At 54.8% G+C, this 19,021-nt stretch carries 19 protein-coding genes and 1 riboswitch; of the genes, 9 read left to right on the plus strand and 10 right to left on the minus strand.

From position 1 onward, the window contains the following. The first annotated feature begins 352 nt into the window (after positions 1 to 352). From AUQ42_RS11695 to AUQ42_RS11705, 3 genes are all read left to right on the plus strand, one after another. A complete protein-coding gene (locus AUQ42_RS11695) occupies positions 353 to 1,753 on the plus strand; it encodes an SPOR domain-containing protein (RefSeq protein WP_068519268.1) in 1,401 nt (466 codons plus the stop codon). Positions 1,754 to 1,873: 120 nt separating this feature from the next. Further along, positions 1,874 to 2,620 (plus strand): S-adenosyl-l-methionine hydroxide adenosyltransferase family protein, encoded by a 747-nt coding sequence (locus AUQ42_RS11700; RefSeq protein ID WP_068519269.1) that lies wholly within the window; start codon positions 1,874 to 1,876, stop codon positions 2,618 to 2,620. A gap of 88 nt (positions 2,621 to 2,708) precedes the next feature. Next, entirely contained in the window at positions 2,709 to 3,533 is an 825-nt protein-coding gene (locus AUQ42_RS11705) for an MBL fold metallo-hydrolase (RefSeq protein WP_068519270.1), read from the plus strand. 84 nt (positions 3,534 to 3,617) lie between these two features. Here the strand turns inward: AUQ42_RS11705 and AUQ42_RS11710 are convergent, their stop codons facing one another. From AUQ42_RS11710 to AUQ42_RS11725, 4 genes are all read right to left on the minus strand, one after another. Beyond that, entirely contained in the window at positions 3,618 to 4,310 is a 693-nt protein-coding gene (locus AUQ42_RS11710; protein ID WP_068519271.1) for a flagellar motor protein MotB, read from the minus strand. Between the two features lie 11 nt (positions 4,311 to 4,321). Continuing rightward, positions 4,322 to 5,116, minus strand: a complete 795-nt coding sequence (locus tag AUQ42_RS11715; protein ID WP_068519272.1) for a motility protein A — start codon at positions 5,114 to 5,116, stop codon at positions 4,322 to 4,324. 310 nt (positions 5,117 to 5,426) lie between these two features. Continuing rightward, the gene (locus AUQ42_RS11720) at positions 5,427 to 6,197 is read right to left on the minus strand and encodes an ABC transporter substrate-binding protein (protein WP_068519273.1); all 771 of its coding nucleotides are present in this window, start codon (positions 6,195 to 6,197) and stop codon (positions 5,427 to 5,429) included. A gap of 184 nt (positions 6,198 to 6,381) precedes the next feature. Next, on the minus strand, positions 6,382 to 8,094 hold the full coding sequence (locus AUQ42_RS11725; protein ID WP_068519274.1) for a methyl-accepting chemotaxis protein: 1,713 nt from the start codon (positions 8,092 to 8,094) through the stop codon (positions 6,382 to 6,384). A gap of 276 nt (positions 8,095 to 8,370) precedes the next feature. On the opposite strand from AUQ42_RS11725, the gene AUQ42_RS11730 reads away from it, so the two are divergent. The 5 genes from AUQ42_RS11730 (at position 8,371) to AUQ42_RS11750 (ending at position 11,066) form a co-directional block, all read left to right on the plus strand. Beyond that, positions 8,371 to 8,634, plus strand: a complete 264-nt coding sequence (locus AUQ42_RS11730; protein WP_068519275.1) for a hypothetical protein — start codon at positions 8,371 to 8,373, stop codon at positions 8,632 to 8,634. 247 nt (positions 8,635 to 8,881) lie between these two features. Continuing rightward, positions 8,882 to 9,139, plus strand: a complete 258-nt coding sequence (locus AUQ42_RS11735) for a hypothetical protein (RefSeq protein ID WP_156480878.1) — start codon at positions 8,882 to 8,884, stop codon at positions 9,137 to 9,139. 161 nt (positions 9,140 to 9,300) lie between these two features. Continuing rightward, positions 9,301 to 9,828 (plus strand): adenine phosphoribosyltransferase, encoded by a 528-nt coding sequence (locus AUQ42_RS11740; RefSeq protein ID WP_068519277.1) that lies wholly within the window; start codon positions 9,301 to 9,303, stop codon positions 9,826 to 9,828. A gap of 106 nt (positions 9,829 to 9,934) precedes the next feature. After that, the gene (locus tag AUQ42_RS11745; RefSeq protein WP_068519278.1) at positions 9,935 to 10,381 is read left to right on the plus strand and encodes a hypothetical protein; all 447 of its coding nucleotides are present in this window, start codon (positions 9,935 to 9,937) and stop codon (positions 10,379 to 10,381) included. Positions 10,382 to 10,523: 142 nt separating this feature from the next. Next, positions 10,524 to 11,066 carry a Panacea domain-containing protein gene (locus AUQ42_RS11750; RefSeq protein WP_068519279.1) on the plus strand — a complete coding sequence of 181 codons (543 nt, stop codon included), beginning with the start codon at positions 10,524 to 10,526 and terminating at the stop codon, positions 11,064 to 11,066. 58 nt (positions 11,067 to 11,124) lie between these two features. Here AUQ42_RS11750 and AUQ42_RS11755 read toward each other — a convergent pair whose 3' ends face one another. Together AUQ42_RS11755 and AUQ42_RS11760 are read right to left on the minus strand one after the other, a co-directional pair. Then, entirely contained in the window at positions 11,125 to 12,186 is a 1,062-nt protein-coding gene (locus tag AUQ42_RS11755; RefSeq protein WP_082817831.1) for a ChaN family lipoprotein, read from the minus strand. Between the two features lie 35 nt (positions 12,187 to 12,221). After that, entirely contained in the window at positions 12,222 to 13,376 is a 1,155-nt protein-coding gene (locus tag AUQ42_RS11760) for a PLP-dependent aspartate aminotransferase family protein (RefSeq protein ID WP_068519280.1), read from the minus strand. Between the two features lie 93 nt (positions 13,377 to 13,469). Between AUQ42_RS11760 and AUQ42_RS11765 the strand changes: the two genes are divergently transcribed. Then, the gene (locus AUQ42_RS11765; protein WP_068519281.1) at positions 13,470 to 14,783 is read left to right on the plus strand and encodes an FAD-binding oxidoreductase; all 1,314 of its coding nucleotides are present in this window, start codon (positions 13,470 to 13,472) and stop codon (positions 14,781 to 14,783) included. A 227-nt stretch (positions 14,784 to 15,010) separates the two neighbouring features. Here the strand turns inward: AUQ42_RS11765 and AUQ42_RS11770 are convergent, their stop codons facing one another. The 4 genes from AUQ42_RS11770 to AUQ42_RS11785 all read right to left on the minus strand — a co-directional run bounded on the left by AUQ42_RS11770 (position 15,011) and on the right by AUQ42_RS11785 (position 18,897). Continuing rightward, complete coding sequence (locus AUQ42_RS11770) at positions 15,011 to 16,057, minus strand: MBL fold metallo-hydrolase (protein WP_068519282.1); 1,047 nt, start codon at positions 16,055 to 16,057, stop codon at positions 15,011 to 15,013. Positions 16,058 to 16,258: 201 nt separating this feature from the next. Next, positions 16,259 to 17,212 (minus strand): ABC transporter substrate-binding protein, encoded by a 954-nt coding sequence (locus tag AUQ42_RS11775; RefSeq protein ID WP_068519283.1) that lies wholly within the window; start codon positions 17,210 to 17,212, stop codon positions 16,259 to 16,261. Positions 17,213 to 17,290: 78 nt separating this feature from the next. After that, positions 17,291 to 18,103, minus strand: a complete 813-nt coding sequence (locus tag AUQ42_RS11780; protein WP_082817832.1) for an ABC transporter permease — start codon at positions 18,101 to 18,103, stop codon at positions 17,291 to 17,293. After that, on the minus strand, positions 18,100 to 18,897 hold the full coding sequence (locus tag AUQ42_RS11785) for an ABC transporter ATP-binding protein (protein WP_068519284.1): 798 nt from the start codon (positions 18,895 to 18,897) through the stop codon (positions 18,100 to 18,102). Before AUQ42_RS11785 ends, AUQ42_RS11780 begins: the two co-directional genes overlap by 4 nt. Continuing rightward, positions 18,888 to 18,999: riboswitch (TPP riboswitch) on the minus strand. Its footprint overlaps the gene before it by 10 nt. Positions 19,000 to 19,021 lie beyond the last annotated feature (22 nt).

Consider the following 19,021-nt stretch of genomic DNA (forward strand, 5'->3'; position numbering starts at 1 on the left):
AGAGAAACTGTTTTTATCGTTACGGGTTGGTTGCATACACCCAAGAACGAAGTTTGATCAAATCATAATGTTCTGAAGCACAGGTTAATGGGGCGAACCATCATTATTTATATGAATTATAGATATAAAAGAGCAAGGGCATGATGCACTGCCAAACGGATTTAATCGGCAAACTGGATCGATGCTTTTGCAAAGCCGGGCAACAGTGATTGCCGCTTTAACGAATTCTTGGCAAGCAGGATGCAAAATCAATGTGATATGGGGAAATCATTGCCGGTTTTTCGCTGGTATTGGGCCAGATGTTGCCGCATGATTTCCAGGGACATGGTTTAGACAATAGGGGATTGGCGCCATGCAGGTATCCGCAAAGCGGACCGGGAACTGGCTGAAAATCGGCAAGGGGATTGCCGTGATCGGCATGGTTTCATGGGTGTCGGCCTGTGCGCCGCTGCTGGATCAGGACTTTTGGGACGAAGCGACGTCCTTTGCGGATGACAATTATACTGCCCTTGGCCTGCAGCAACTGGCGACGGGGGATTATGCATCTGCCGAAAAGCTGTTTGACGAAGCCTTGCGCAAAAATCCGCAAGACGGTCATGCGATGCTGTGGCGTTCGGTGCTTTATCAAAATACCAACCGCCCGGATCGTGCGCGTGATGGCTATGATACGCTGATTGCCATGAACCCGCCGGGTACGGTTTTGATGTCAACCGCATCAGGCACACAGCCGCGCCCGTTGCGCGATGCCGCCGAATTCAACCTCAAACGGTTGCAACGCGGTCTTCCCGGATCGCTCAGCATCAATGATCAGATCGTTACCGGCCCGTCAGGGCTTGGCACAGGGGGCGGATCGGCGATGGCCGCGTCCCCGATGGCCGCCAATACCCAGCCGGTCATGACAAGTTCACCGACCCGCGCAATGGACATTCCGGCCGGTGCGGCACTGTCAGGTGGGGACGAGGCGATTGCAAAACGTTTTTCGATTTTGCGCAATCTGCAATCGACCGGCCTGATCACGCCCGAAGAATATTCTGCGCGCCGTTCGGCCAATCTTGGTGCGTTACTGCCCATGAGCCAGCCCGCACCATCGGCATTCCTGAACAATCCACCGCCCGATGGATCACAGGTCGAGCAACGCCTTAATCAGTTGAACCGTGCGCTTCAGATCGGGGCGATCACGGTGCAGGAACATGTGGCGGAACGCACCGCCATCCTCGATGCGTTGTTGCCCGCCCAACCGCGCCAGCGTGCTGTTCCGCCACCCGCCCCGCAGGGCCTGATGGATGCGGCCCGGCAGATCGCGCGGATCGAGGATCTGCAAGATATGAAACTGGTCACGCCGGACGAATTCAAACGTGAACGTGATGCGATCGAAGCGGCAATCGTCGAACCGGCCAAGGGCAATGTCGTGACCCTTAATTCCGGCGAACCGGTGCGCCGTGTGGCGACAGGCGAAAGCCGCCCGGTTCAGGCTGGCGAGGAAATGGCAAAGGCCGCCGCACCGGTTGCTGCGAGTGGCAGCAAGTCGGTGCATCTGGCATCCTATCGCAATGAAGGGCAGGCCGAACGCGGTTGGCAAATCCTGTCAGGCCGTTATGCACAGCTTGCGCCGCTTCAGCATGGGGTGACCCGGGCCAGCATTCCGGGCAAGGGTACATTTTACCGCCTGATGGCAACGGGGCTCAGTGACAGTGCGGCCAGCTCGCTTTGTGCGGAACTCAAACGTCGCGGGCAGTTCTGCGAAGTGAAGTAGGGCACATGGCATCACGGGCAAAATGCCCTATATACTTATCGAAATGACGCCGGTGGGGATGAACGTAACCACCGGCGTTGTTGTTTTTGGTCGACCTGTCGACGGGAAGGTACGGGCAAGATGATCTTTATCTTCAGTGATTTTGGTGTGAACGGTCCCTATAGCGGGACAATGCGTTCGGTCGTGATGCGCAATGCGCCTGAATGTGCTGTTTGTGATCTGATGGTTGATGCGCCGGATCGTAACCCCAAGGCGTCAAGTTATCTTCTGGCGGCCCTTCGTCGTGAATTCCGTCGCGGTGATGTGGTGCTGGGTGTTGTTGATCCGGGGGTGGGCAGTGCACGCAGGGGGATCGTTGTCAGAGCAGACGGCGTGACATATGTCGGGCCCGATAACGGTCTGTTTGAAATGGTGATCCGCAAATCCGATGATGTTCAGCTGCGCTGTATCGACTGGCAGCCGGAAAACCTTTCGGCCAGTTTTCATGGTCGGGATATTTTCGCACCGGTCACGGCCTGTGTCGCCACCGGCCAGGAATTTGCCTGCCATGATCTGACCTTGGATCAGCGTTATGGTGATGCCATGGAATGGCCTGATGAGCTTGATGAAGTCATTTACATTGATACATACGGTAATCTCATGACCGGACTTCGCGCATGCGGACCGGAAGATACGGTTGCTGTGAATGATCAGGTCGTTCCAATGGCGCGTACATTTTCGGACGTGCCGGTGGGCAAGCCTTTCCACTATGTCAATTCGATCGGTTTATGTGAAATTGCCGTCAATTGCGGGCGGGCAGATCGGCTTTTTGATGCGGAGATCGGAACAAAGGTTTGCATCACACCGGCAAATTTGCGCAATCCCTGATTGGTTTGTGAAAATAAAATGCTATCTTTCAAGGATGTTACAGCATTGATCCGTATCGCACTGTCAACGGATGGACGGGGTCTTTTGAATGTCGATTGAGGTTAAATTCTGGGGAGTTCGCGGAAGCATTGCCTGTCCGTCGCCCGACCATGTGGTGTATGGCGGGAATACGAGCTGTCTGGAAATGCGGGTCGCGGGCAAGGTGCTGATCTTTGATGCCGGGACCGGCATTCGCAACCTTGGCAAGGACCTGATCCGGCGCAAGGTGACCGAAGCCACCATCTTTCTGACCCACACTCATTGGGATCATATCAACGGATTTCCGTTTTTCGTTCCGGCCTATAACCCGAAGGCGGCCTTTCATGTCATGGCCGGGCATTTGACCGACGAGGGCGGGGTTGAACGTGTGTTTTCCGCGCAAATGGCCAATCCGACTTTTCCCGTGCCGCTTTCGGCGATGCAGTCAAAACTGACATTCGAGGATTTTACTGTCGGTGATGATCTTCATCCGGGCGAGGGGATTGTTATTCGCACCGCACCGCTGCGCCATCCCAATGGTGCAACCGCATTTCGGGTCGAACATGGCGGACAGGCGGTTTGCTATGTCACCGATACCGAACATGAACCGGGAAAGCCTGATGAAATTATTCTCGATTTCATCCGGGATGCGGATCTGGTGATTTATGACAGCACTTACACCGACGAAGAATTCCCGCAAAAAATCGGGTGGGGGCATTCCACCTGGCAGGAAGGCATTCGTCTTTGTCGTGCGGCCAATGCAAAACGGCTGGCACTGTTCCATCATGATCCGGACCACAATGACACAGCTATGAGCGCCATTGAACAACAGGCAAAATCAACCTGGTCCGGCGCCTTTGCTGCCCGTGACGAGATGGTGGTGGTGATCGAGTAGGCTTGCTGGTTGCTGCCCGCCTGGGACGTCAGATGTTTCCTTGAACTATCAAGTCACCCGTGGAGCAAGCTGATGCCAGGCAGATCAGAACACCCGTGAATATTTCGGGAATACGCGGATTTCAATGCGCCGGTTTGCCTGACGGTTTTCTTCGATCGGGTTGCCTGCATCGTCATTGTTTGGCAGTTTGGGTTTGGTATTGCCATATGATATTGCCCGCATGCGTTTCTGGTCGGGATCAACACCCAATGCCCCGAAAAAGCGGACAACGGCGATGGCACGGCCCGCCGCCAATTCCCAGTTTGACGGAAAGCGCGGGGAACTTATCGGGCTGTCATCGGTATGGCCGGTGACTTCGATCTGAAAGCCGAGATAACGGGGTTCTTTTAAAAGGTCCGCGACGTCTTTTAGAAACAGGACAGCATCGTTGGTCAGATTGGCCGATCCCGGCTGAAAGAAGGCGCCGCTTCCCATTTCCATCAGAATGCCTTCGTCGTCGGTCGATACATTGACCGCGCTGTCCATGGCCATATTGAACACAACGTCCTTGAGATCGGTTTCAAGAACCTGGGTCGGACGCACCACATCGCGTTTGCCGATCTGCTCGGCGATACCGGCCTGGACTTTTTCAAACACCGGCAATTCAACTTTGGAAAAGCTGACAAGCATGACAAAGAACGCCATCAAAAGAGTGATGGCATCGGCATAGGTGGCAAGCCAGTCTTCGTTGACTTCTTCTTCGACGGTGCGGGGGATACCCTTTCTGCGGCGTGCCATGGCAGATTTTCCTATTTCGCGGATTTGTCGATATTGAAGTGAATGGCCGGATCAAGGAACGAATTCATGCGATCCTGAATGGCGCGCGGGCCTTTGCGATCGGCCAGCATGATCAGGCCTTCGGCAATCAGATAATTGCGAAACCGCATGATTTCTTCGCGCTGCTGAATTTTGCTGGCGGCGGGCAAAAAGAAAAACCGCGCAGCCACAATCCCGTAAAGCGTGGTGATCAGCGCAATGGCAAGCCCGGCGCCAAGCGATGTCGGGTCATCGGCCATTTTATCAAGCATGATCACAAGCCCGACCAATGTGCCGATCATGCCAAATGCCGGGGCGGCGGCCGCCATGCTTTTCAGAATCGAGACCGGCACAAGATTGCGGCCAAAGGCATTATCAATGGCGTTGTGAAGCATTTCGGCGGTTTCATCACCGTTATAGCCGGTAATCACGACTTCCATCGCCCAGCCCAGAAACGGTTCGTCCTTGGCGACCCGTTCGGCTTCCTGTTCAAGGGCGTTGATGCCCTTTTTCTGAAGAAGGTATCCCCATTTGACAACCCGGCCGACTTCGCCGGTCAGTTGCCCGCGGCCCATTTGCGGGGCACGGAAAATCTTGAAGATCAGTTTAAGCGCCAACAGAACATAGCGCGCCTCATAGGCAATAAAGGTCGCGGCCAAGGTGCCGCCAACCACCATCAGCGCGCTCGAAAGGCTGACAAATACAAGGTAGTTGTCGGTCGAAATAAAGATCGATCCGACAAAAAGTCCAAGGCCAACCATTATGCCCAAAATCGTCGTAAACGACATTGTTCCCACAATCCCCCAAGCGTCGATCTGTCGATCTGTAGATCTCTCGATCTGTCGATCAGTCGAGCTGTCGTTTCCCCCGACGACCAACCGTATCGGGGTATTGTCGCGATCCTGCCCGTAATTATAATTATTCTATAAGTTTTTACGTAAGAATAGGTCCATAAAAGCTTGAGGTCTGGTTAATTTCGAATTTAACAAAAGTCTAATACGGTGCGTTGTGCCTTGGTTTCAATGGCTTGGGCAGATCGAAAAAGGATGTAAAACAACGCAAAGACAGACCCGCAGGGTCCGGAACAGTCATGAACATTCATGAACCGTTGCGGTGGACATAGTTTGAAATCAGCCGGGCGATCGTTTTGTCTTTTTTAAAATCGGTGATCGCGGCATTGACCTTGTCGATCAGATTGCGACAGGGCGACAATCTGGAAAAGGCCATATACATCTTTTCGGATTTTATCGGCGTGTTTGAAATGGTTATGTCGGTGCCAAGGGATGCGCGCCGTTCGGATCGTTGAAGGGTATAAAGCCCCTGGACACCATAATTTGCCCGTTTTCGGGCAATCATGTCGATCATCTGGTCGGTTGTATTGACCCGCATCATCGTCAGATGTTGTTCGATGAACTGATCAAAATCAGCCCCCCAACTGTCGCCGCGTGTGGTAACGCCGACCTTGCCGACAAGATCATACCAGTCGCGGAAATCAAATGCCGCATCGGCCATGGTAAACATGACAATCGGGTCTTCGGCATAGGGCAGGGTATAAAGATAACGGGCTTCGCGTTCCGGCGTCTTATAGATCGCTACCAGAAGATCAATATCCCCGTCCGTCAGGTTCTTTACCGCCCGTATCCACGGGCCGACATTTCGGATTTCAACGCGAACCCCGATTTTGCGGGCAATCAGACGGATCAGATCAATCGACGCCCCGCGAAAGGTTTCATGTTCGGTATAGTTGAAGGGCGGATAATCAATGTGGCCGGAAACAATCAGCTGATGGCAGCTTTTGCGCAGCCGGTTATCCGACGCATACAGATCTGGCACCCAAAGCAGCATGGTTGCCCATATCGCAATCAGCATGAACGAAAATCTGCGGGGCCGTCCCCGGTATGGTGTGCCAGATGTCGGAATGTTTTGCATAAATCTTCATTTTTGCCTGCAGGGGGCAAAATACAAGACTGGCGACAAAACAACCTGTGCGGGATGTTCTGTCGCCAGATGCATCACTATCGGAACGTATCCGTTTTGAAAGCGGATGTCTGGGTCAGGTGGCCCGAATGTCGGCAAGGAAACGGTCAACTTCGGAGCGCAAATCATCAGACAGGGATCCAAGTTCACGCGCGACATCAAGAACCTGATGAGCAGCGTGATCGGTATCGGCAACGGTGTTGCTGACCTGTTCAATATTGCTACTGACTTCCTGGGTGCCGACAGCGGCCTGTTCGACATTTCGCGCGATTTCGTCCGTGGCGTCGGCCTGTTCGCCGACCGCGGTTGAAATGGTATGGGCCATTTCGGTGATGCGCGAAATCACATCCGATATATCGGCCATGGAACTGACTGTTTTGCCGGTTTCTTCCTGAATGGCGGTGATTTGATCGGCAATTTCGTTGGTGGCGCGGGCTGTCTGGTTTGCAAGGTTTTTGACCTCGGCTGCAACCACGGCAAAGCCTTTGCCAGCTTCACCCGCCCGGGCGGCCTCGATCGTCGCATTCAGTGCCAGAAGGTTTGTCTGCCCGGCGATGTCGCTGATCAGGGCGACGATTTCACCAATACGACCAGCAACTTCCGAAAGACCCTGAACCGTTTCCGATGATTGTTCGGCTTCGCGTGATGCCTCGGCGGCAACCCGGGTGGAGGCATCGGCCTGTTCACCAATTTTGGAAATGGAAGAAGACAGATGGTCGGCCGCATCGGCGACGGTGCGCACATTTACCGTGGCCTGTTCGGAGGCGGCGGCAACCGTGGTTGCACTTTTGCTGGCGCGGTCAGCGGTTTCAACCAGACCATTGGCCGTGGTTTGCATTTTACCGGCCGAACTTGATACCGCACCGACAATCTTGGCAATGACGCCTTCGAAATTGCCGATATGCTGTTCAAGCTTTTTCATCCGTTCTTCACGCCGCTGGGAGGCGGCCTGTTGTTCGGCTTCCATCTGTTTTTTTGCAATGGCGTTGGTGCGGAATACCTCGACCGATTTGGCCATGCGCCCGATCTCGTCCCGGCGCGACAGGGCGTTGATGTCAAAATCGGTATTGCCCTGGGCAAGTTCGGTCATGTCCCGGCCAAGATCGGAAAGCGGTGCGGTTACGATCCGGGTCAGCAATATACGCATGCCAATAATGGTGGCGATGGCAATGGCCAGACCGCCAAGAACGATGCCGATCAGAATTTTGTTGGTTTTTTCCTGTTCGGCGGCAACTGAAAGACTTGAAGACAGAACGGCAATCACGTCGCCTTTCTGGGCATCCATTGCGCCATGGCAACTAAAACAGACCTCGCGGTCGGCCCCCTTGGTTTCACCAAGGACAATCGGCATCGACATGCGATAGGTGCCGTTTTCGGTATAGCGCCCGATCAGTTTGCCTGTTTCGATGGCTTCGATATCAATGTCGTCGCGCGGGGTTTTGATCGGCTTGTCGCCGTATTCTTCCATATATGCCTGTGTGGTTGGTCCCCAGGCCGACCAAAGTTCACCGGGATAATCCGCATTGCGACTGTCAAACCAGTTATTGAAGACATGAATGCCGATGTCATCGACATCATCGGGGCGGGCCGCCATGACATTGACGATCAGCGCATGCAATGAGGTCAGTTCATTTTCGCTGAGCTGACGCAACTTGCTGTCCATCGCGTTTTCTTCAACCACGGTCATCATCAAAAGCGCAATGACAACGGTTGACGTCACGCCAAATGCCGATGCCCACATAAAGCGTTTGCGTATGCCCATTGCATTGAAGGCAGACAGAATTTTCATGTTCATTCCCCGGTGCGATGACGGAAACAGACACCTTGTTCGGCCGGTTTCGCATTGTCCTGAATGGTTGGAACAATGCATGATCGTCAAAGTCCCGCCTTGATATGACTCAAGTCATCAATGATATCGGGACGGTTCGGGGGGCAACTCGATGCGCAATCGGTGCGCGATTGATCCCCACGCAGACTGCACAGGGCTTGTTTTGATGTGATGGAAAAGGCATAAGCAGGCCAATAAGTATCGCACCCAACCTACTGCAATGAACAGGACCGGCTGATGACGCTTTCCTATAGCGACACCCGCAAAAAGCTTGATCAGATCACCGCGGAAATGCTGGGTCTGATCCGTAAATACGATCTGGATGCCGCAAGCCCGTTTGACGTGATCGAAGTCGCACGCGCCAAGATTACCGATCAGAACGACTATATCCGGTTTCTTGAGCTGTCGCTCGAAGGGCGGATCTATGGCGAGTATGGCGATGCGCTGCAAAAGCAGATCGACGAAGAAGCCAAGGTACAGGCGGCAAAAACCGTAAACTGATACCCGTCGCGTTTGTTTGCGATTGAAAAAAAAAACATCATGAACGGCCTGCTTTTCATCGCGAAAAGCGGGCGGTTTTGCAATTGGGGCAGTTTGTCACAAAATCTTCCTGATCTTGTCACCGTCATGCAGTTGAGTGGCCACGAACACCGGACTATATCGCTGCTGTAAAACGCGCATCGGCAAACGGTGCATTTCCTTCGCCGCAATGATGTGCGAATGCCTAACGAGCAACAGGATGGCTGACATGAAAAAGAGTTACGTCCAAACTCTGATGGAAGTCGAAAAAGTATTCGGTCAGATCAATGACCATGATTACCGCCTTTATCGTGCGGTCTGGGGCAATCGCCAGGCCGCCCAAACCGGACTACCGCGCGGAACACGCGCGGAAATCAGCAAAAAGCTGGCAAATGATTTCGTCGCAATGCGAACGCAAAACCACCGTGCCCATGTACGTGCCCAGGGAGTTGCCCAAGGACGTGCAATGACACCGCACGCCGCCTGAACGCAATTTGGCGTTCCGGCCGTTGGTGCAGCTTTTTGATGAAGCTTGCCATTCCGGCAGCTTTCAGGCATCAAGTGTCGCCGTATGCGCAGCAAGCCCGGATATGACCGGGTTCTGTGTGCGCGATATGCGAACCACCTGAAAGCTGGCCGGAGTATCCCATGTCGATTAAGTCGTTGATCCGTACCATTCCTGATTACCCGAAAAAGGGGATCATGTTCCGCGACATCACGACCCTGTTTGAAGATGCCGACGGCCTGCGCGAAGTCATCGACAGCTTTGCCGCAGAATTTCAGGACAAGAAAATCGACATGATCGCCGGGATCGAAGCACGCGGCTTCGTCATTGGTCCGGCGGTGGCACTTGCACTGGGCGTGGGGTTTGTCACCATCCGCAAGCAGGGCAAATTGCCAGCCGAAACCATCGGTGTGGAATATGAACTGGAATACGGAACCGACGTGATCGAAATCCACAAGGATGCGATCAAGCCGGGCAGCCGTGTTCTTGTCATGGATGATCTGATTGCAACGGGCGGAACTGCTTTGGCGGCAATTGATCTGGTTGAAAAGGTTGGCGCAGAAGTTGCCGCCTGTGCCTTTATCATTGATCTGCCCGATCTGGGCGGGGCGCAAAAGATCCGTGACCGCGGTATCGAGGAATTCCATCTGGTCGAGTTCGAAGGCGACTGAACAGGCCCAGTACCACCGGATCTTTGAAATTTCTGCCATTCCCCATTATATTGATGTATAATGCTTGGGTTGAATTGGTTCGCCGCCCTGCGGCAGGAAAGAGGAAATGATCACACCGGTCCAAACAGCACAGACAACCTCACAGGTCAGCCAGTATGGCCGACTTGCGGCTGCTGGTGCGCGCGGTGTGTCGACAGTTGATCGCAGTACGCAGATCGAAGAATCCTCTCAGCATTATGCCTATAACCCGGATGATGACGGCATTTTGTTCAATGCCTATATCGACGGCAAGAACAAGCGCCAGCCGGGGCAGGGCAACCCGGGCGATCAAAAAGATCAGCGAACCGAACAGCGCGCATTGTCTGCCGCCCGGCGGGCAAGCGACCGCGAAGGTGCGATGGACGTCCAGTCTGATCAGGATTTTGCATCCATGCTTGATCCATCCATTCCCTTTGACCTGTCAGCCAATAGCGGCACGTCCTTTTACGCGCTGGTAAATGCGGTGGCGCATGGTGTTGGTGTGCGTGGTCGTCAGCTTGATGCGTCGGTTTGACCCGGATTTGACCGGGGTGTTGGCGATCATCGCGGGATCATATCGGCCTGCAAAATTTCCCCGATCGAAGTCGCCGGTGCTTGTTGCCATATGACATAGGCCTTATGATGGGGCATCTTCCCATCAGACCATCGGGCCAGGAATGCAGAACAAGCCGGTTCTCAACACAGTTTTCGAAGCAGCGTTCAGATTCATTGATCTTGCCCTGAACGATAACGAATATCTGCAACCGCAAAAATTGCACCGTTTGCTGTATCTGGCCCAGGCCTATTACGGGGCGAATTATCACGGCAATATGCTGATGCCTGCGATCTTCGTCGCCGAGGAATTCGGGCCGGTCGAACCCAACCTTTATGCGGTGATGGAAGAAAGCCGTCCTGATGTGCGGCTCAAACCGATTGACCCGAAAACGGCCCATTTCCTTGAAAGCATCTGGTCGCAATTTGGTCATCACACGGTCGAACATCTGAGCATGACGGTGCGCAACCATCCGCCCTTTACCAAGGCCTATAAGGAAGGGATCGGAACCATCATTCCATATACGGAGCTGGTGGAGTTTTATGCATCGGTCCGCAAAAGTGCCACAACGCCCGAGGCAAAGGAAGTCGTGCGCCCGCGTGTCATGCGATCGCACAAGGGCAAACCCGTGGCGACAACCGACTGGCTGCCACGGCGCATCAAGTAATCCCGATCAGGATACGGCATATCCGGATATTTGGCGGTAAACAGGCCGCTATCGGGATCTATTGCCCGACTGTAAGATCAATGCACGGATCCTTGCGGACCATGTCATTGGTAAACCACATGAAATCGACATCATCCCGATTGCCGAACCGTTCGGCATAGTCCTGTGGTTTGGGGGGATTGTCGCTTGGATCGTCGGCTTCGATCAGGCTGACGACTGCAATGTCATTGGCATCAAGACCGGGTTCGAACCGGCTGATATGCCAGGGAACAGCAATGGTGTGGCGCACATGCATGGCGCCCGCGATCAAAAATGCCCCGTCATGATCGGCGGTATTGGCGATATCGGTCATGGCGCGGGCAAGGGACGCATCACGGGCGAACTGAACCGTTGAAAAGCCACCCAGCATGCTTTTGGGCAGGGCGTTGCAATGGCTTTCGGCCATTTCAACACGGAACCGTTCCATAATCTCGTCGGGCATGGCGGGCAGCGAAAGCTTTGTCGCCAGTGTTGCAGGCAGTGCCGCCGTGCCTTCGGCAATGATTGGCCGTAAAAGATCATCTGGCAGATTGCCCGCCACCATCGTCAGGTCATGGGTCTTGGCGATTTCGGCGATCGGGGCATAGTCATGCCATGACGGCCAACCGCGTTCTTCCCATTCCAGTGCCTGCCCAAGCTCGGAGATCGGAACCTCCTGCCAGCTTTGATCAAGAAGACCTTGCTGATCGCGGGTAAACATTTCCCAGACCACGGCCCGATGGCGTTGATCGGATTTTGTCAGCGCATCAATCAGTTGGGACTGGTGATGGTGATGGATCGGGTTGTCGTGTTTTTCACCGATCAGGATATATTTCCGGTTCGACAAACGACGCACAAGTTCATCAAACATGATGTATTCGCCAGCACGCCGATCAAAAATAAGACCGGGCGCAGGCGGCAGCGCATTGATGTCGGCGACATGATGGCTGCCGGTGCCGGCTGGTATTTGTACCGATGCTGGTTCTTGCGTCTGTGCGATGCTGTGCCCGGAAAAGACAAAGCTCCCTGCAATTGCGGCGATCACACCGGCATTGCGAAACAATGCATTTGCGTGAAGCCAGCGAAGAGGGAGCTTTGACATCGATCGTGAAATTCCAGATTGATAGATGGTTCGGTTTATTTGCTTAACCGCAATGCTGTTTCCAGGTCGTTAACAAGATCATCTGCATCCTCGATCCCGACCGAAAGGCGCAGCAAATCACCGGGAACCGGGCTTGTCGGGCCTTCGACCGAAGAACGATGTTCGATCAGGCTTTCTACCCCGCCAAGTGACGTTGCCCGTTTGAAAAGTTTGCACTGATTATGGAAATCAACCGCGCGCTTTTCGCCGCCCTTGACCCGGATCGACAGCATCCCTCCAAATCCACCCGTCATCTGTTTGGCCGCGATATCATGCCCGGCGTGGCTTGCAAGGCCCGGATACTGGACCTGTTCGACTTCGGGGTGGTTTTCGAAATGTTTGGCAATGGCCATCGCATTGGCCGACGCCCGTTCAACACGGATCGAAAGCGTGCGCATCCCGCGCAGCAAAAGCCAGGTTTCAAACACACCAAGAACCGCACCGCCAGATGCATGCTGTTTGCACACACGTTGCCAGTATTCGCTGTCTGATGCCGTGGTCAGCGATCCGGCCAGAACGTCACTGTGACCATTGAGATATTTGGTTGCCGAATGCATGACGATGTCGGCACCAAATTCAATCGGGCGGGTCAAAAGCGGGGTGGCAATGGTATTATCGACAACCACCTGTGCGCCAGCCTTGTGCGCCAGTTCGGCAACAGCTGCAATATCGGTGATCTGCCAGTCCGGGTTGGCCGGGGTTTCAAGCCAGACCAGTTTGGTCTTGCCCGCAACAATGTGCTTGTCCCAGTCGGCAATGTCGGCGTTATCGACAAAGTCAAAGGACAGCCCGGCACGCACGCCACTATCAAGCATGAAGCTGCGCAGCGCCCAATACATCACCTTGGGGGCGACAACATGATCGCCGGGGCTAAGGGCATGAAGACAGGCAACTGCCGCTGCCATGCCCGATGCAAACAGGCGGGTTTCGCTGCCACCTTCCAGGGTGCTTAATACTTCGCAGGCCTGATCATAGGTCGGGTTATCGGCGCGCGTATAGCAGCGCCCGTCATGATAGCTGAGATCGGTATTGCGCTCGAACGTGGTCGACGGATAAAGCGGCGGTGTGACCGACCTGGTTGCGTCATCAACCCAGCCCAGTGCCTGGGCGGTGATGGTGGCCGGTTTTTGGTTTTTTGCGTGATCAGACATGGTGGCTACCTGATTTTGTTGAGATTTATTGCCGCGCAACATAACGTGGTTCGCGCCACACACCAAACTGTAATCCAATCCAGAGGCCCCGACATGACCAATTACCCCGAAATCACCCTGCCAAAGGAATGCGACGTTGTCGTCATCGGTGGCGGAATCCATGGATCTTCCAGCGCCTATTACCTGACCAAGGCGGGGATGAAGGTGGTTCTTCTGGAAAAGGATACGGTTGCATCCCATCAGTCAGGCCGGGCGTGGGGATTTGTCCGTCAACAGGGACGCGATCCGGTTGAATTGCCGCTGATGATCGAATGCAACCGCATCTGGCAGGGGTTGGAAAAGGAACTGAATGCCGATCTTGAATGGCGTCAGGGCGGGGTTCTGTTTGTGGCGCGCGATGACGCGGAAATGGCCGATTACGAACAATGGATCGAAGACGCCAAGGGCTTTGATATCGAAACCCGGGTGCTGTCACCAAAAGGTGTCGAGAACATCACGCCGGGCATCACAACACCCGGTGTCGGGGGTATTTACACGCCATCGGACGGCCAGGCAGAACCGAAAAAAGCTGCACCGGCCATCGCCAGACGTGCCAGCGAAATGGGCGCGGTGATTGCTGAGGGATGCGGCGCGCTTTCGATTGAAACAACTGCGGGTGCCATCAGTTCGGTGGTTTCGGAAAGGGGCGAGATCAAATGCAAATATGTGATCTGTGCCGCGGGTGCGGCCACCCATAAATTCGTTGCCAAATTCGGCCGCCGACTGCCGCAGCAAACCACGCGTGGCACCGTGATCCGTACAACGCCCGTGCCCGATATCTCGGCTGCCGGGACGCTTGCTGCGGGTCTGGCCTTTCGACAGCGCACTGACGGGTCGATGAATATTGCGGATGAATTCATGACCGATATTGATCTGACCCTTGGCCGTTTCAAATATGCCAAGGCCTTTGCGCCGGGGCTTTTTGATAACTGGGCGACTTTCAAATTCCACTTTAACAAGCGGTTCTTTGATGATCTGGTCGACCGTCTGCCGGGATCAGAAGCATCGAAACAACCAATGATCGGACGGCGCACCAATCAGGCCGAGCCCTATAAGGTGCGTGTCAGCAACGCGATGGCAAATCTGCAAAAGGTTTTCCCGCAAATCAAACAGGTCGGCATCGTTGATAAATGGGCCGGTGATATTGATGTCACCCCGGATGCCGTGCCGGTCATTGATCAGTTCGATAATCCCAAGCACTTCTTTGTCGCCACCGGTTTTTCGGGGCATGGATTTGCCATGGGGCCGGTGGTCGGCAAGGTTCTGGCAGACTGGATCACCACCGGACAGCCATCGATTACCCTTGCGGGAATGGAACTTTCACGGTTTGAAGACGGCTCGGTCCGCCGTCCACGCACGCGGGTCTAAATCCCGCATTATCAAAGTTTGGACGGGATGGTGTAAGCGGTGTCACATCATCCCGTTATCCCTTCAGAATTTCCTTGCAGAACAAATGTAATGTTATAACGTATCCTTAATGATGTGCGGGACGGCGTTTCCTTGCAGATCAGAAACGATGCGGATCGCCCGTCTCCCAATGGGTGGTCGTGGATCGGACGAAACCGGCAGCGTTTGCGCGCTGCCGGTTTTGTTTGTTATTCGGCGCTGATCGAATTGGCATGCGGTTCCGGGGTCGCCGTGGCCTGCTTGCCTGCAAAGAACCTGGTCGCGCCAATCGGCGGGGCAATAAAGTCATCATCGCCAAGACCCGCTTCCTTGCGGGCCGATGCCAGTCGCCTGGGCGGTTCATCAACCGGTTCGGCCGTCAGAACGAATGTCCCCCAATGGATGGCAAGTGCCTGTTTGACGCCCATTGCCTGCATGATCTGAACGGCTTCTTCGGGATTGCAGTGGGAATTGCGCATGAAATCGCGCGGGTCATAGGCTCCGATCGGGATCAGGCCGAAATCAATCCCGCCATGCTGCTGGCCCAGTTCGGTAAACAGGGCCTCGTTCCAGCCGGTATCGCCGACAAAATAGAACCGGTAGCCATCGGCGAAGTCAAGGATGTAACCACCCCACAGCATTTCCTTGCGGTCCTTGGTGGTGCGGCTTGACCAATGGTTGGACGGTACATGGGTGATTTTGACATCCCCGTGATGATGGCTTTCATCCCAATCAAGTTCGACATAGCGATCAGGAGTGATGCCTGCCTTTTCAAGCAACGGCCCGTTTTTAAGCGGCAACACATAACGCGGCACATCGCCAAGAACGGTCAGGCTGGCAAGATCGAAATGGTCGTAATGATTGTGCGACAGCAACACCAGATCAAGCTTGGGCAACTGATCGATGCTTAAGCCCGGCTGGCTGTATCGTTTCGGGCCCAGTCGCTTGAACGGTGATGCGCGATCGGAAAAGACCGGATCGGTCAGGATGTTAAGGCCGCCATATTGCACCAGAACCGTGGCATGACCGACCCAGGTGACCTGCAAACGGGTCGGGTCGGGATTTTGGATGGCCGCAAAATCAGGTGTTTCGGTCGCGATTTTGCCGATTTGCTCGGTTGCTTTTGGCCATTTGTAATCGCCCGACAAACGCAGTTTCAAAAAACGCCAGAACGACCGTTTGACCGGATCGGGCAGGGGGTGACGGTTTTCAAAACCGGTTTCGGTATGGTGATCGTGTCGGGATTGGGTTTGCACGCGTCTGTTCCTGCCATCAAAACAATCATGTGATTATGTCTGTCACAAGGTCTGGTGACCAGAAGGTAAACGCAAGTGCCAATGACACGCGTCATGATTGGTGTCGCATGAAAAAGGCCGGAACGCGGGGGACACGTTCCGGCCTTCCTGAAACTTCCGCATCCACCGGGAAAGCGCTGCGGAAGCAGGGGGGACTGAATTTTATTCAATCACCGTGGCATAGGTTTCAAGTGCCGGGCTTTCTGCAATCAGGCCCTGCTGCACCATGTAATCGGCAAAACGCGCATAGCGGTTTTTATCAAGGACGGCCGGACGCAGGGCAAAGCGCGGCAAGGTATCGGCCCATGCCTTGATATTGAGTTCGTCATCAAGGTTCGGATAGGCCGCAATAAAGGCCTTCCAGCTGTCATCGGGATGGTTGATCAGGTACTGCACGCCTTCTTCGAGGGCGGCGAGCATACGGGCAAAGCGCGGATCATCGAGCTTGTCATTGCGTACGGTCAGGATCAGCTCGTCATAGGGCGGAACGCCTTCTTCCTCGACATAGAATGCCTTGCCCGGTTTGCCTTCGATTTCCATCTGATTGAGCTCAAAGTTGCGATAGCCGCCAATGATCGCGTCAACCTGTCCGGAATAAAGCGACGGCGACAGCGAGAAGTTCACATTGATCAGCTCGACATCATCCATCGACACACCGTGATTGCCCAGCATGGTGCCCAGAAGCGCATCTTCGAACCCGGCCAGCGAATAGCCGATTTTCTTGCCCTTAAGGTCCGCGATTTTCTTGATCGGGCCATCTTCAAGAACAATTAGGCTGTTAAGCGGGGTGGCAACCAGCGTACCAATACGGGTCAGCGGCAATCCTTCGGCGGCCTGCACATGAAGCTGGGGCTGATAATTGACCGCAACATCCCCCTGACCGGCAGCAACAAGGCGCGGCGGGGCGGACGGGTCGCTTGGTTCGATCAGTTCGACATCAAGATCATGCTTGGCAAAGAAGCCCTTTTCCTTGGCAACGATCAGCGGTGCGTGATCCGGGTTTACAAACCAGTCCAGAAGAATGACCAGCTTGTCGGCGGCAAAGGCCGTTGAGGACGTGCCAAGAACCATTGCGCCCAATGCGGTCGCGGTGATCATGGATTTAAGGCGTGACATGGATGAACCTCCGTAAGATGCGCCAAATTATTCGTATGAGGATTTAAACCGCGGCCAATCGGGCAGCGGGGAATTGTATTACCGAACCGGTTTCAGGCTGTCGGGCTGCCAGGGCAGGGCGGCGCGCAGGACGCGATCGACAATGAAATATTGCGTGATCGAAAAGGCGCACAGGATCAGAAGACAGGCAAAAACCATATCAATCTGAACCCGGGCATTGGCATGCAACATCAGATAGCCAAGCCCGTGACTGGACCCCACCCATTCCCCGATTACTGCCCCGATCGGGGCAACGGCGGTGGCAACCCGGAAACCCGATGCAAAGGCCGGAAGGGCAGCGGGCAGGCGGATGTGGGTCAAAAGTCGCCAGCGACTTGCCCCCATGGTCCGTGCCAGATCAAGCCAGCCGGTTTCGGTCCGCGCCAACCCGTCAAAGAAGGCGACCGTTACCGGGAAGAAAATGATCAGGGCGGCCATGGCAATCTTGGATGCCAGACCAAAGCCCAGCCAAAGCACGAGAAGAGGGGCCAGTGCAAAGAACGGAATGGCCTGCGACACCAGAAGGATCGGCATCAACCAGAACCGGACCGGCGAAAACAGCGCCATCGGAATGGCCGCCAGCGTACCAAGTGCCGCACCGGCAAACAGGCCAATCACCGTTTCGGCAATGGTATATTGCGCGTGATCAAGCAAAACATCATGCCGGGCAATCAGGGTGGCCCAGACATCTGCGGGCGTTGGCAGCATGTATTTCGGCGCACCGGTAATCAGAACCAGCGCCTGCCATGTTGCAATCAGCGCAACCACAATGATCAGTGGCCGGGCAAGCATCAACCAGCGGCGTTCTGTCAGTGGTTTTTTATGGGTATGAGGATTGTTTTGAAGGCTCATGACGCAGCCTCCGAACCATAACCCGTGCTGATATCTGCACCAAGTTGGCGCAGCAATTCGGCCTGCTGGGCCAGAATGGCGGGATCGTTGATGTTGCGCGGGCTTTGACCATCTGGCGTGATGGCATTGGCAAGGGTGGCCGGGGCACCCGACAGGACATGAACATGATCGCCAAGACGCAATGCTTCAAGCGGGTCGTGAGTTACCAGCAACACCGTCTTGCCGCGCAAAACCCGTGCGGCCAGTTCCTGCAAACGTAACCGATTGACTGGGTCAAGGGCCGAAAACGGTTCATCCATCAGGACAACAGGGCGGTCCTCCATCAGGGTGCGGGCAAGGGCGGCACGCTGTTTCATGCCCCCCGAAAGCTTTGCCGGGCGCAGATGGGCGGCATCGGTCAAGCCGACTTCGGCGATCAGGTGTTCGGCGCGCGCATGATCGGGACGTTCCCCGCGCAAGACCGCACCAAGTTCGACATTTTCGCGCACCGTGCGCCAGGGCAAAAGCAAATCCTGCTGCGCCATATAGGCGATGCGGTTCTTAAGGATACTGCCGTCAGAACAGGTGATGTTACCGCTAACATCGCCTTCGACCAGACCGGCAAGGAAGCGCAAAAGCGTGCTTTTGCCAACGCCGCTGGGACCGAGCAAACAGGTAAAGCTTCCGGCCCGAAGGGTCAGGTCAAGATCATCAAAAATATCAACGCCGCCAAATGCCACACGAGCACCCGACAGGTGGATATCGAAACTGGTTGGATTTTGCGCCTGCTGGGGCGCTTGTTCTGTGTCGCGCATTCGATCCTTCCTACGCCGGTCTTAACCGGTTCAGGTTCAAAGGGTCGTTCGGCAACACCGAACCTCTCAGCCGATTTACGATCGGCCCCCCCGGAGATGACGGGACTATGCGCAGTCAAAACGC

Origin of the sequence: Thalassospira sp. MCCC 1A02491 (assembly GCF_001613785.1) — a bacterium.
In the GTDB taxonomy this organism is placed as follows: Bacteria; Pseudomonadota; Alphaproteobacteria; order Rhodospirillales; family Thalassospiraceae; genus Thalassospira; species Thalassospira povalilytica.